General features: G+C 39.5%; 13 protein-coding genes. 5 read left to right on the top strand and 8 right to left on the bottom strand.

The window, feature by feature from the left end; translation table 11 throughout:
* Window positions 1-85: 85 nt before the first annotated feature.
* Genes V7K89_RS18365 through V7K89_RS18375 form a run of 3 tightly spaced genes read right to left on the bottom strand, consistent with a single transcriptional unit; the run spans window position 86 to window position 2,111 of the window.
* The gene (locus tag V7K89_RS18365; protein WP_335189539.1) at window positions 86-283 is read right to left on the bottom strand and encodes a hypothetical protein; all 198 of its coding nucleotides are present in this window, start codon (window positions 281-283) and stop codon (window positions 86-88) included.
* 33 nt (window positions 284-316) lie between these two features.
* Complete coding sequence (gene map / locus V7K89_RS18370) at window positions 317-1,093, bottom strand: type I methionyl aminopeptidase (protein WP_335189541.1); 777 nt, start codon at window positions 1,091-1,093, stop codon at window positions 317-319.
* Between the two features lie 10 nt (window positions 1,094-1,103).
* Window positions 1,104-2,111 carry a Gfo/Idh/MocA family protein gene (locus tag V7K89_RS18375; protein ID WP_335189544.1) on the bottom strand — a complete coding sequence of 336 codons (1,008 nt, stop codon included), beginning with the start codon at window positions 2,109-2,111 and terminating at the stop codon, window positions 1,104-1,106.
* Window positions 2,112-2,784: 673 nt separating this feature from the next.
* On the opposite strand from V7K89_RS18375, the gene V7K89_RS18380 reads away from it, so the two are divergent.
* The gene (locus V7K89_RS18380; RefSeq protein WP_335189546.1) at window positions 2,785-3,084 is read left to right on the top strand and encodes a ferredoxin; all 300 of its coding nucleotides are present in this window, start codon (window positions 2,785-2,787) and stop codon (window positions 3,082-3,084) included.
* A 234-nt stretch (window positions 3,085-3,318) separates the two neighbouring features.
* Here the strand turns inward: V7K89_RS18380 and V7K89_RS18385 are convergent, their stop codons facing one another.
* A complete protein-coding gene (locus V7K89_RS18385) occupies window positions 3,319-5,016 on the bottom strand; it encodes a SpoIID/LytB domain-containing protein (protein WP_335189548.1) in 1,698 nt (565 codons plus the stop codon).
* A gap of 115 nt (window positions 5,017-5,131) precedes the next feature.
* Here V7K89_RS18385 and V7K89_RS18390 point away from each other — a divergent pair, with 115 nt between their 5' ends.
* From V7K89_RS18390 to V7K89_RS18405, 4 genes are all read left to right on the top strand, one after another.
* The gene (locus V7K89_RS18390; RefSeq protein WP_104907642.1) at window positions 5,132-5,395 is read left to right on the top strand and encodes a ParB N-terminal domain-containing protein; all 264 of its coding nucleotides are present in this window, start codon (window positions 5,132-5,134) and stop codon (window positions 5,393-5,395) included.
* A gap of 111 nt (window positions 5,396-5,506) precedes the next feature.
* Complete coding sequence (locus tag V7K89_RS18395; protein WP_289799395.1) at window positions 5,507-5,998, top strand: Dps family protein; 492 nt, start codon at window positions 5,507-5,509, stop codon at window positions 5,996-5,998.
* A 276-nt stretch (window positions 5,999-6,274) separates the two neighbouring features.
* On the top strand, window positions 6,275-6,919 hold the full coding sequence (gene grpE, locus V7K89_RS18400; protein ID WP_335189550.1) for a nucleotide exchange factor GrpE: 645 nt from the start codon (window positions 6,275-6,277) through the stop codon (window positions 6,917-6,919).
* Window positions 6,920-7,798: 879 nt separating this feature from the next.
* Window positions 7,799-8,125, top strand: coding sequence for an STAS domain-containing protein (locus tag V7K89_RS18405; RefSeq protein ID WP_335189552.1), 327 nt, complete (start codon window positions 7,799-7,801; stop codon window positions 8,123-8,125).
* Here the strand turns inward: V7K89_RS18405 and V7K89_RS18410 are convergent, their stop codons facing one another.
* The 4 genes from V7K89_RS18410 to V7K89_RS18425 all read right to left on the bottom strand — a co-directional run bounded on the left by V7K89_RS18410 (window position 8,126) and on the right by V7K89_RS18425 (window position 12,784).
* Window positions 8,126-9,262 carry a SpoIIE family protein phosphatase gene (locus V7K89_RS18410; protein ID WP_335189554.1) on the bottom strand — a complete coding sequence of 379 codons (1,137 nt, stop codon included), beginning with the start codon at window positions 9,260-9,262 and terminating at the stop codon, window positions 8,126-8,128.
* Between the two features lie 293 nt (window positions 9,263-9,555).
* Window positions 9,556-10,323 (bottom strand): DUF1350 family protein, encoded by a 768-nt coding sequence (locus V7K89_RS18415; RefSeq protein WP_335189556.1) that lies wholly within the window; start codon window positions 10,321-10,323, stop codon window positions 9,556-9,558.
* Between the two features lie 223 nt (window positions 10,324-10,546).
* Window positions 10,547-11,266 carry a hypothetical protein gene (locus V7K89_RS18420; protein WP_335189558.1) on the bottom strand — a complete coding sequence of 240 codons (720 nt, stop codon included), beginning with the start codon at window positions 11,264-11,266 and terminating at the stop codon, window positions 10,547-10,549.
* Window positions 11,267-11,755: 489 nt separating this feature from the next.
* On the bottom strand, window positions 11,756-12,784 hold the full coding sequence (locus V7K89_RS18425) for a hypothetical protein (RefSeq protein WP_335189560.1): 1,029 nt from the start codon (window positions 12,782-12,784) through the stop codon (window positions 11,756-11,758).
* Window positions 12,785-12,898: the final 114 nt, after the last annotated feature.

Genomic DNA, 12,898 nt, shown 5'->3' on the forward strand with positions numbered 1-12,898 from the left:
GATCATAACTGTAAGGGTTTGCCATACGAATGCAGAAATCAATCACTTCTCTATATATTCTACGTCCTAACTAAGATGGCGACTGCTATAATAAAGGCGGATAGTTTCGTAAATTTATGTAACCTGCCTTTATTTGATCCAATAGCTGCTTTTCTAAGCTTGTCAGTTCTGGTAGGTCATCTTGCCACTCTCGAAAGAATTCTTCCGAATCAACTAACTCTAATCCATAGAGCAATATTAGTTGCTTAAGTGTGACGTTTTCCGCAGCAAGAGTTTCAACCATTATGTTAATTAAGAAGTAGAAAAATCTACCAGTTTAGTAAATCTCGCCTTCAGGTAGAGTAAGGATTTCAACGCCATCTTCAGTTACAGCTAAGGTATGCTCACATTGAGCAGAAAGCTTGCGATCGCGCGTGACAGCAGTCCATTTATCGCCCAGAACCTCGACTTCGTAAGTACCTTCGTTAATCATTGGCTCAATCGTAAAAACCATTCCTGGTCTGAGGCGCTTACCCTTACCACGTGTACCATAGTGGGGCACATCCGGCGCAGTATGGAAAATATTACTGATGCCGTGGCCAACGAAATCTCGCACCACAGAAAAGCCTTGTCCTTCAGCATACTCTTGAATGGCTGCACCAATGTCGCCAATGCGTGCCCCAGGTTTAACTTCAGCAATACCCAAGCGTAAACACTCTTCTGTCACCTCTACCAGCTTTCTCGTTTTTGGAGAAGGTGTACCAACAAAAAATGTCTTCGATGTATCGCCGTGATAACCTTCAACAATCGGCGTGACATCAACATTAATGATGTCACCTTCCTTAAGAATTTGCTTGGCATTGGGAATGCCATGACAGATGACCTCATTTACACTAGTACAAATCGACTTAGGATAACCCTTATAGCCAAGGGGTGCGCTTTTTGCTCCATGCGCTTGCGTCCAACGTTCGGCTTCATCATTTAGTTCGAGAGTGCTAACTCCTGGCTTTACAAACGGTTCTAGATGCTGAAGGAGTTTAGCTGCTAAACGCCCAGCTTGACGCATTTTGTCTAATTCTCGTTGGGATAAAATAACAATTAGTTCGGTTTTCATTAACTTTTATCTAGATATCTTTCATAAACATAGTTAACCCTGTCTGTGCAGCTCTTTGTGCAGCATCAGCAACCTTTAGGGTATACAAGCTCTCCTCTGGGGTAACGTACAAAGGAGTCCCGTCAAAAAGATGGTCTAACACCATACTCGTGTCTTTAGCGAACAAACCCCGGCGAGGGCCAACCTCTATAGAAGATGTTGTTTCCCCTGGCTGGACGAATATTCCGGTGTCGCCATCAAAAATTAAACCACCTTTTTCACCGTGAACTTCAAACTTGCGTTCTGATTGCCAAATGCTTTCGCCTTTGCCGTACACTACTTGGGCTAAAAGTCCACTGTCAAAGCAGAGTTGACTAATACACAAGCAGGTTTGGTAGTATTCCGGTTCTATTTTCCAATATCGCTGGTGACAGTTAACAGTAAATACTTTACCAAATAAATCGGTAAGACGATGTAGGCGAGATAGGGCACCAATTAAGGGAAAACCGAAAAACTCGTGGTTATAAGTCCATTTGCGGGGTGCAGGATTTTGAGGATTGATGGTGCTGTAGCGAACATAAAACACTTCACCAACTTTGGATAAGTTTTGCTTTAAGGCTTGATGCAAACCACCCAAAAGTTCTAGATGTTCCACGTGCAAGAGTTTTTTTTGTGCTTTGGCTAAGGCAATCAGTTCCTCAGCTTCGACTACATCCAACGAAAGGGGATACTCTATAATTACGTGTTTGCTATTGGCAAGTGCTGCACGAGAGATCGCCCCATGATCTCGATTAATAGTGGAGATAGCTACTAAGTCTATATCTTCACGCTCTACTAGCTCTTGCCAAGTACTCAAAACTTCAATTTGGTACTCTCTGGCAAAGGTTTCGGTTTTTTCTCTTGTATGACCAACAACTGCGATTAACTGCGATCGCTCATCATGAAGCAATGCCTCAGCCCGTAACTTTGCCGCATACCCAGTACCTACCAAACCTACACGCACTCTTGCTTTTTCCAAAGCTGCTTCTGAATTATACATGATCCTCATTAGTTCTGTTTTGATCTTCCCACGCTTCTAGTAGTGAGATTCTCTCTTTATTGGTTTCACCAGTCTAGACTCTACAACATTCGTCCTACCCCTCAAGGACAAATAAGACTTTATTTGAAGCTATATATTGCTCTTTTAAGAAACAAGGCAGGAGGCAGGAGGCAGAAGGCACAAGGGAAAAGGATTTGACTTGTTTCTTCTATCCATAACGGAAGCGAGCGCGTCCTTAAACAGCTTCCATCACTCTCACAAAACAATAATCGAAGCAGAAAACTAAAATGTTATATTTCTTTGATCCATAACGAGCGCGTTTAATCAGATTAGAAAATAAAACAGCCTTACTTTTTAAAGGAGTTGGGGTATCTCTTGTGCGTAAGTCCTACAAAATATAGATAACATTAACCTTACTCATGTTTACTTTTTAAAAATATAATTTTTTCTAATCACAACCTGAGTTGGGTAGAAAATAATATAAATAAAACTTATCGGGATTAAGTAACTAAATTTCATTACTAATCGGGTTCAATTTCCAGGTACATCGCTTAATTTTTCTCGTAGTATCAGAATTGAAGCAAATTTAAACCAGCGGCTAATTCCACAGAACAGCCGTGACCTTTGCCTTAAGATAACTTATACTGCCGTTTGCAAAAGAGAGGATTACCCAATGGCAACTTATAAAGTGACACTAGTCAACGAGTCTGAAGGACTGAACCAAACAATTGAAGTTGATGATGATGTCTATATTCTAGATGCTGCCGAAGAAGCTGGTCTTGACTTGCCCTACTCTTGCCGTGCTGGTGCTTGCTCGACCTGTGCAGGTAAACTTACCAAGGGTGGTGTCGATCAAAGTGACCAGTCATTCTTAGATGATGAACAAATAGAAAAAGGATATGTACTGACTTGTGTCGCCTATCCAACCTCTGACGTAACAATCGAAACTCACAAAGAAGAAGACCTTTACTAAGAGTTAAGCGACTCAACCATAAACTTGCAACAGTTACTAATGTTGACAGAATAGAAGCAGGGCATCTAAAATTTACACCTTTGCAATGCCGTGCCTACCTCTAAAAGTGACTTTGAAAAAAGTCTAATTTTCTGTTGAGCAGGAACACAGTAAATGTTGTGTTCCTGCTTAATTTTTTTGCCTCTTCTTAATTCCTGACTCCTAGATTATGCTGCAACTTCAATGCCAATTAGCTTAAAGCCTAGTCTCTTTTTTGAGAATTTGAATCTGAGTACCAGGATAGTAAAATTGGAGAATTTTTGGACTTGACCAACCTAGTTTTGCTAAATTTTGAGCGCCAGTTTGACTCAAGCCGACTCCATGTCCTAATCCACCACCAATAAAAGCGTATCCCCAGAGTTCCGGTTTACCCTTGTTTAGGGGTTCTATGTAAAAAAGCGTACTTATCGGGGCTGCAAAAGCACTGCGAACTTCGTCTTTGTGGAGAGTAAAGGTGTTGCGATCGGTTTTAATCGCAAGTTCAAGGATACGTCCACTCTGGCTTCGCTTTACTACTGCCATAGCCTGAATTGTCTTAAATTTGGCATAAGGACTGTTTTTCACCTGTAAAAATTTCTGCAAGTCCTTGATAATATCCTTTAAAGGGGTTTCCTTATGCCAACGAAACATATCCCACTTACTTTCATTAAATCCTTGTTGCGTATTAATAAATTTTTGGAAGTTCTTTTCATCTGCTAAACTCTGCTTAGACAAGTCCCAAAACTTAGTCGGAGCATCCAGCACAGGGCGCAGATAGGGACGATCGTCGCCATTCCAGACATCGCTAAAAGAAGCGGTGACGCCTCCAGTGGTAGAAGAATACAGGGCGTCTACGAGTTCATTTTTATAAGTTAGTACTTTACCCCTAGTTGAGGCGATCGCTTGGTCTGTTTTGGCTGCTGCTCCCTTCAGCCCATAATAAACTTGGCAGTGAGTATCAGCACACAACTGATAGTTATCTGCGGCAAACCTACGTAAATTTCTCAAAGCATAAGTCCGGGCAAGAATTGCTTGAGCTTCCAGCGCCACTTTTGGTACATCTGTCCCTATTTCGTATGGCACAACTCCACGCAAATAAGTTTCTAAAGGTACTTGATTAACGAGAGTGTATGTACCATAAGCATTTGGCTGCAAATTCATTCGACCGGCATAAAGACGAGCATTCTCTGGTTTTTCGCTTTTATTTACCCGAATCAAGTTTTTATCAGTGCTAATTTCCAAATTATTCGGGCTATAGCGATTACCATCTATCACCCAACTCACTCGCGGCACTTGTTTCACAATTTTAGTATCAAGATATACTTTTTCTTGAGTAGAAGCTTGGATGTTCTGCAATAGCAAGCGTCGCAGTAAAGGAGTGCTGTAAACATCTCGTTTTGCCCAAACCTGCCAGCGTTCTGGCTGGGCTATTTCCACTTCCATTCCTTGAGAACGCCATTTCTTAGCACTGTCTTCCGCAGTTTCAAAAGTGCGATATGTGCCCAAAACTACTACTTCTTCGACTGCTGACTGGGGTAAAGCTTGCATGACTGTTTCCAGCTTTACAGGATTCTTAGTAAACAGGGTTTGCTGCTTATTGCCCGCTTGAAATTTTAGCTTTAAGCGATCGCCTTTTATGGGTTCCAGTTGCAGCTTGGCTGTAGGCTGATCGCCAAATCGCTGCACAATCCCAATTTTCAGTTCTATATCCTGAATGTTGCTCTCAGGCCCTGATGCCGCAGTCAGTCCCAATAGACAAAATATTGTAAGCACAATGTGGGGAAAACGCCAAAAGGAAAATTTCATGGCTACCTGATAAGGAAGCGATAGCGAGTACTCAAGCGTCTTCTGCCCCTTAATGCGTCGTTGGAGCTGATTTTCCAATTGCTTTATAGTGCGGTTTTTTTGTCGCATGAATGCTCCAATGATACCATTACCAATTTTGCTCTAAATACTAGTTGCAAAGCAAAGTCATAATGACTATGATTTATATAGAGACAAAAAACAGAATTAGTTGGATAAACTCTTTATGGTAAAAGTCCAAGAAATTCCATTAAATCAGATAAAACGGCCATTGCCTCGTACAAACGATCCAAATAAAGTACAAGCCTTAATGGAATCGATTGCGGAGATTGGGCAGCAAGAACCTATTGATGTCCTAGAAGTAGATGGACAATATTATGGTTTTTCTGGTTGCCATCGGTATGAAGCTTGCCAGCGTTTAGGCAAAGAAACCGTTTTAGCCAGAGTCCGTAAAGCACCCCGTAGCGTTTTGAAGATGCACTTGGCATAGAGAATGGGAATGGGGCATGGGGAATGGGGACTTAGAGTATTCCTAATGCCCTGTTTGGTCAATGCCCAATTTCCAATCCCCAATTACATATAACCTAATTAGGAGAAAATTATGTCATCGAAAGTAACAGTCAAAAATGTAAATATCGGCATTGACGAGGCGAGTAGGGCTAAAATTGCCGATGGTTTATCTCACCTGTTGGCTGACACTTATACACTGTATCTGAAAACTCATAACTTTCATTGGAATGTAACGGGGCCGATGTTTCAAACATTGCATTTGATGTTTGAAACCCAGTATACAGAATTAGCCTTAGCAGTTGATTTAATAGCCGAGAGAATTAGAGCACTTGGCTATCCCGCACCAGGAACCTACAGCGAATATGCAAAACTGAGTTCGATTCCAGAAACTCCCGGAGTTCCCAAAGCTGTGGAGATGATTCGCGAACTTGTGGAAGGACAAGAAGCCGTAGTCAGAACTGCACGCTCTATTTTCCCCGTGATAGAGGAAGTTAACGACGAACCTACCGCCGATTTATTGACTCAACGGATGCAAGTACACGAAAAGACAGCTTGGATGTTGAGAAGTTTACTGGAAGAATAGGAATTAGGGAATAGGGAATGGGGCATTGGGGAGCCAGTGCGTTGGTGAGGCAGTCCAGTCTTGGGGGTTTCCCCCATGAGGAACTGCCGAAAGGGCAATGCCCGACTTGTACCCCTCCGGGGAAGCAAGCTACGCATAGCGTCTCCCCTTGGGAGAAGCAACTGGCGTCATTGGGAATAGAGAATAGAGAAAAAACTTAATCACCAATACCCATGCCTAATCCCCAATACCCAGTCCCCAATTACCCTGCAACCAATGCCCAATGCCCAATACCCAATGCCCCATTCCCAAAAGTTGCAAGATTTAATGCAACAGGTGGGTATTTCTAGTTTTAAAGCACTAAGTCGCGCTGCTGGTGTCTCAGAGCGTCAACTTTTGAGGTTACGCCAAGGAAAGTTAGAGCAGATGCGGGTAGACGTGCTGCTTAAGCTGTCGCCAGTGCTACAGATTTCATTGAATGAATTAATTGCAACTTTTTCAAACGTAGAGTTACTACAAGAGAAAGCAGCGCCGAATCAGGAATTGTTACAAGAAATTACAGATTTAAGAAAAGAGTATCAGCGATCGCAACTTCAATTAGAACAGCAGCGAGAGATATTACTACAAGAACTCCAGCAGTCAAGTTTGCAACTGCTGGAGTCTTTATTATTGCAATGGCCAACAGCAGTACAGAAAGCGCAGGAGAATCCCCAGCTAGCAGCAGTCAAAATAATACCGTTGGTACACAAACCCCTGGAAAAGCTTTTACAGGCGTGGGGAGTGGAAGCGATCGCACCTGTGGGAGCAGAATTACCTTACGATCCCCAACTGCACCAATTGCTGGAGGGAACTGCACAACCTGGAGAAACAGTCAAAGTACGCTACACTGGCTACCTTCAAGGTGAAAAGCTGCTTTACAGAGCCAAAGTGAGTCCTGTTTGAGGGAGTGAGGAGTACAGACAAGGGTTAACCCTTGTCTGTACAAAAGTTACGAGTTACAAATTCATAACTCTTTACTTTTTGTATTGTCTGTCGAGAAATGACAAATATTGGGAATGCTAAAGCAGAGGCGATCGCCTTCAGAAAACTTCTTTTAAAGCTTTAGTGCAATTCTAGCTTGCTTGGCGTTGTTGAAACCTAAATTTTTGGCTCTAGAGCGGTAGTCTAGAGATAAATTATTTCAATTATGTAAATAATTGGACATAAATAAATGTATATCCTAGTTACGATCATAAGTACTTAGGGAGAGGAACGTTGCTGCTAGAATCGGTTTAGCTAAGCGTAGACCTAGTCCGCCATAAGCATCGCTGCGACTGGTTAAATTTTGAATTGCTTAACGACAGCTATGATCACGAGATTTATTGAAGAATCTCAGTTTTGCAAAAATCTTTAGTAAATAATCTCAAAAACAGTAACTTCAGCTTGTATATAAGTATATAATCTACATCCATGAGATGCAAGTAAGTCGGCGTGAAAAAACTAACATAAATGACGAAAATTCAAATGAGCGAACGGCTTATAAATTGGTCATTACAACATTTTTATAAAACTAAATATACCAGATTTTTATCGTACCGACTTACTTAGCTTATTTATTTATAAGTGGTCTATTTATAGTAAAAAAACTACACTTTACTAAGCTAATAAGTTATTTGAATTATAAAAAAAAGATTCAAAACTTTATAACTAATTTTTATCTATATCGAGCAATTACCAATAATTACTCAATATGTAATCTTAAATTTTATTTTACAAGTATTTTTAAATGTTCTATAATAGCGAAATTAGAGTATTATTTACACAAGTCAGAGTAACATAATCATGAAAGAACAAGTAAAAATTATTAAGCTCAGTGGTAATTTGAATGCCACAACTTCACAAGAGTTTCGACAAAAAATCACTGAAATTCTAGAAATTGGGGCGAAAATTGTGTTAGTTGATTTTAAAGATGTAACGTTTATGGATAGTTCAGGTTTGGGAGCTTTAGTATTAGCTTTTAAAACCTTGCGAGCAGCAGATACTAAGCTTGTTCTCTGCTCAATTAATGAGCAAGTCAGGATATTATTTGAACTGACTAATATGGATAAAGTATTTGAAATCTTTCCTAATCAAGATGCGTTTCATCAGGTTTTAGTTTCTAATACATAATTAATCAAACTTCATTTGCAAAATAGATAAATCATCATCAAAAGCATCTTTGGAGTTCAGGGCGATTAAATAACTGAGTACGCGTTCAAGTTGGCTATCAACAGGATCTTGTAAGCTAACTAGTAGCTGAATAAAAGCATCCAAACTCCAAAGTGTGCCGTCTGATTTAGTTATTTCATAAGCGCCATCACTAAAAATGTAAAGGGTACTAAATTTTTCGATATTGCAAAACCCATCAACATATTTTGCCTCTGGAAACATACCAACTGGCATACCGGGGGTTTTCAATAGTTTAACTTCAGACTTTCTTGGAGATGTGCCGGTTACTAAAATTGCTGGTGGATGACCGGCACTAGCATAAATTAACTGGCGGTTAATTCGGTTATAAACTCCATACCAAATCGTAAAATATTTATCATTTTGATAATTCATCTGAAAAGTATCATTTAAAGCCTTCAATACATCACTAGGTTGATAGTAATTTAGACTTTTGAGCGCACGGGAACGCAGTAGATTCAGTACTGAAACAGAAGGAAGGGTAGCTTTGAGTCCATGTCCGGCAGTATCGAGTAAGTAAATTGCCAAATAGTCATCATTGAGCCAATAGTAATCGAAACAGTCACCGCCGAGTTGTCGCGAGGGAATGAATCGAAAATTTATATTAAAGGGTTCAGTCATAGAAAAAGGTAGCAGCGATCGCACATATTCTGCTGCTTCTGACATTTCTGATTCTAAAAGTGACTTTTGAGCCTGCAAATCTCTACTTAACTGATGCAGGCGTAATCCCGCTCTTACCCTTGCTTGTAATTCGTTATGCTCAATAGGTTTAGAGATAAAATCATCAGCACCAGCATCTAAACCTTTGACGCAATCGGCAACGGAATCTAAAGATGTTAATAAAATAAAAAATGTGGTAGAAAATTTAGGGTCTGCCTTAATGCGGTGGCAAACTTCCAGTCCATTCAACCCCGGCATAATCCAATCACAAATAATTAGTGCTGGACGATAAGCTAGTGCCTTTTCTATTCCTTCCTCACCGCTACTAGCAGTAACGATCTTATAACCCTGTTTTTCCAACATCCTTTTCAAGAGTATTTTTATTGAATAGTCGTCATCAATTATTAGTATTTGAAACATATAAATTTGTTGAAAACACTCATTAATAATTTATTCTCAAAAGAGAAAATAAAAATATGCGATGAGCTAATAAGCTAGTAGTATCAATATAAAAATGCTACTATAGCGCTTATCATTTGTCTGCAATAGACTTTGACCTTACTTCTATTCCTCTCTTAAGAGGGAGTTTCCTCCGTTGTCGCAACTGACATTAGAGGTTAAGGCTTAGGTCTCTATTAGACTCAAATGAGAAGCGCTATAACTCATTTCTATTTACCCATAATATTTTACGAATGTTTAACAGTCATGAAATATTATGGTGCTGCCAGAGGATTTAGCCATAAAAGGATGTTGCTTTTTAACTGATTCAAATCGCGGTATGCTTCTTGTTTGAACCATTGCCCTAAAGCGTCAAAGGGGGAAAAAGATGTTCCCGTTTGCCATTTAATATCTTGACCTAAAGGTGTTGTATGATTACCTGGTAACGTTTGTGCTGTCACCATCTCATCAAAACGTTCTTGTAAGATTTTGGTTAAAGCTGCCGATTGATCAATGGTGTCATTACTAAATTTTATTAATAAATTGCGCCGGATATTGTAACTCTCTTGGACAAGTTTGTTAGTTTCCAACGGTGAGGGAGTAAACTCGATCGCAAACGTAGAATTGAATTGTTCTACTAGGGGAATAGCTTCTTTAGCGGCGTAGTTGTTGAAGGATATTAAAATATTGCCTGCACGTTCGACTTTAAAGAGACTACCAATCAGTAAATGGAGTTTACAGCCCATACTGTGTCCAACGCCGTAGATGGGGAAGTAAAGCTTGCCTAATGCCCCAGAATCATGCAATCGTTCGAGGGTGCGATCAAAGTTTAACAGCACGGATTTGGCGATCGCAGTATGATCCAATGTATTAACAAAAGGCGTAGCAATTACAACATAGCCTTTACTTGCCAGTTGTTCGAGTAACCAGCGGTAAGTAATGTGCGGTGCAGTGGCGACAAATGCACCTCCTAAAAAATGAACGATACCTATGGGATTTCTGGGAATGATTACCCAGTTTCCTCTAATTTCTTTCCAGTCCATACGGATAAGCGATCGCTTTACGAATATTCTTTATGTTAGACCGGAGATCGCAACCGTGGGAAGGATTATGGAAAAAAGCCATTGAGAATATTTTACTAGTAGATTGGCAGCCAACTCACCCAGCAACCTCTATGAATTTATCCAACTCTTACTGAGTACCGAGTGAATTTAAAAGTGCTTTCTAAATTTATATACAAAACTTAATTACGAATTACGAATTATTTTAACGTTGAGTCTGTAATCTTTTCATCTCGTATTGTACATCTAATGCAATTTGTAATGCTTCATTGAGTAACCTTCCATGCTCAGTAGCTTCCTCTGTTACTTGCATAGCTGTTAAAGTTGCTAAATTGTTAACAAATAGTTCTGTATTACTCAATATAAAATTCTTATTCTCTCTTAAAATTCTTTCTGTTTTTAAAGCACGAACTAAATCAGCTTTGGTGAGTTTAAGTGCTTCGATTGCACGCTCTCTTTCCTTTATAATTACTTCTGGATTACCAGCTTCTTCTATTTGGTCATTGATATCTATAACTTTAATAACAATATTATATCTCTTGACTTCATTTAACAAAATTTGCAGAGATTTTGTCATCTTAGCTTTTACAATCTTACTTCTACTTTTCCAGAGAAAATAGAAAATACTTTGCGTCATACCACTAACGCAAAACCCTAAAAAAATTAATAATATCCATGACGGAATTATTATCCACGTCACAAATATTTTAATAATTATATCAAATAAAATATAAATAAAAATAAATGTAGAAAATCCAATAAAAACTACAGTTGCTCCTTCAGAGCTTTTAAGCTTTTGTATATATATATATGCTAATATCTTGAGGGTATTTGTAATGATTAAAAGTTCCTCATTCACAGGTAAATTAGTCAGCTTTTGCAGTTCTGTTTGACTAATTTCCAAGCTCTGTAAATCATCTCGCACAGCTTTTAAACCCTTGCCAGAATAGTTATTTAATCTAATATAGCAATCAAATTTCTAGAATGCTGGTATTTTGTCTAAACTTTTTCAGGCAAGTTAATACTTATAAATAATATTAATAAAATTTGTATAATATAATACTTTTTATCAAAATAACTATTGACGGCAGAATTCAGAATTAAGGAGCAAAACACACTTTATACTTGAGTAACAGACGAATCGTTGTGTACCTGATAAACTTAAAATCTGCTGTATAATATAGCAATCCTAAATTATTCGCGATTGACAAGACCCTGACTTAGGGTTGTAATTCTCACAAATCAAATCGGATTGCTATGTAATAGTCAGGATATAAAAACAAATGAATTGCCTGTAAATAGAATTACAAGGCAACAGGTTATTGTTCTGGCAAAAGGTCATTTAATAATGGAAAAGTCTGTTTTTGCGAAATTTTTTTATTGAGTTATAAATAATCGTGTCTCAGCTATTACATTAACTTCGCTTTGGAGAAGGTTGTTTCTGTTTTGAAACACTAAGCTGAGAGTTTAGAAATGGCGGGATGGGACAGTCTAGCGTCATGGCGATCGCTCTGAGTAAATCTGCTTCTGAAGGAGTAACTTTGTTATTTAATAGTACTGTGTGGGCACAAGCATCAACAATAGCCTGTTTGAGTTTGGGAGTGGCAAGACGCAGGCGCTCAATACTTTTTTTCAGTTCAGTGAAATTACAGCTTAATGGTATTTCTGGTTTTTCTTGCTCTCCGGCTTTGGGAAGTCGAAAAACTCCAGAACGAAAAGCATAGGCGATATCTTCAGTAGACGCATCAGGTTGGGAGTGTCCGACACGGGCAATTACGGACAGTACCAATAGACTATCTGGCCAAATCTCTTCGATGGAGGTGAATTCTACCGTTGTAGTAGATGTGGGATTTATAGTAGGTTGAAGACGATGCCACAGTATTAACTGCAACACAAAATGCCACAGTGATAAACTTCCGGTGGCTACAACTAAACCGTGGACGCATTTGCACAGCCTTTGGCATTCTTTGGCAGAATTTTGGCGTAATACGGGTACTACCAAATCCACAAGTAGCAAGCGAATTCTGGGATCTGATTGGCTAATTTCGCTACTTAATTGTAGGGTTTTGTCTACCAAATCAGCAGGCTGCACCTCGTGTAACCAAGCAATTTGACGTTCTTGAATTTGGAGATTTTCTGTATCTAACGCTAGCGCCAAAGCGATCGCCATTGCACTTTGTTGCTCCCGCACACCCAAACGCAAAGATTCTGGTAACTGCGATAACAGCACTTGAGCATGGGCAAAATGCTCTGGTGTAACGCTTCCAACTTGGTTTACAACCTGTTCTGGCGTGGCATTGCCACCACCAGCAAAACCCATTGTGAGGGATTCCCCAGAAGGGGAACGCATCTGATTGCGAGATGGCATTCCTGCTAAATTGCTGACGTTCAAACCTCCAACCTGGCGGATACGTTCTGCTAAGGGTGGGTGAGTAGAAAACATATTTTCCCAGAAAGAAGGGTTGACTCCTAAGAAACACATTCCGTAGCGTTGGAAATAGGGATGAGCTCTAAGCCAAAAGCTTGAGCTTTTATCTTCAGGTTTTTAAGTATCCGG

Origin of the sequence: Nostoc sp. (assembly GCF_036917515.1) — a bacterium.
GTDB lineage: Bacteria > Cyanobacteriota > Cyanobacteriia > Cyanobacteriales > Nostocaceae > Nostoc.

Coding starts and splice junctions, on each gene's coding strand:
- V7K89_RS18365 (WP_335189539.1), bottom strand. CDS start 283: ATGGTTGAAACTCTTGCTGCGGAAAACGTCACACTTAAGCAACTAATA.
- map (WP_335189541.1), bottom strand. CDS start 1,093: ATGAAAACCGAACTAATTGTTATTTTATCCCAACGAGAATTAGACAAA.
- V7K89_RS18375 (WP_335189544.1), bottom strand. CDS start 2,111: ATGTATAATTCAGAAGCAGCTTTGGAAAAAGCAAGAGTGCGTGTAGGT.
- V7K89_RS18380 (WP_335189546.1), top strand. CDS start 2,785: ATGGCAACTTATAAAGTGACACTAGTCAACGAGTCTGAAGGACTGAAC.
- V7K89_RS18385 (WP_335189548.1), bottom strand. CDS start 5,016: ATGCGACAAAAAAACCGCACTATAAAGCAATTGGAAAATCAGCTCCAA.
- V7K89_RS18390 (WP_104907642.1), top strand. CDS start 5,132: ATGGTAAAAGTCCAAGAAATTCCATTAAATCAGATAAAACGGCCATTG.
- V7K89_RS18395 (WP_289799395.1), top strand. CDS start 5,507: ATGTCATCGAAAGTAACAGTCAAAAATGTAAATATCGGCATTGACGAG.
- grpE (WP_335189550.1), top strand. CDS start 6,275: ATGCCCCATTCCCAAAAGTTGCAAGATTTAATGCAACAGGTGGGTATT.
- V7K89_RS18405 (WP_335189552.1), top strand. CDS start 7,799: ATGAAAGAACAAGTAAAAATTATTAAGCTCAGTGGTAATTTGAATGCC.
- V7K89_RS18410 (WP_335189554.1), bottom strand. CDS start 9,262: ATGTTTCAAATACTAATAATTGATGACGACTATTCAATAAAAATACTC.
- V7K89_RS18415 (WP_335189556.1), bottom strand. CDS start 10,323: ATGGACTGGAAAGAAATTAGAGGAAACTGGGTAATCATTCCCAGAAAT.
- V7K89_RS18425 (WP_335189560.1), bottom strand. CDS start 12,784: ATGTTTTCTACTCACCCACCCTTAGCAGAACGTATCCGCCAGGTTGGA.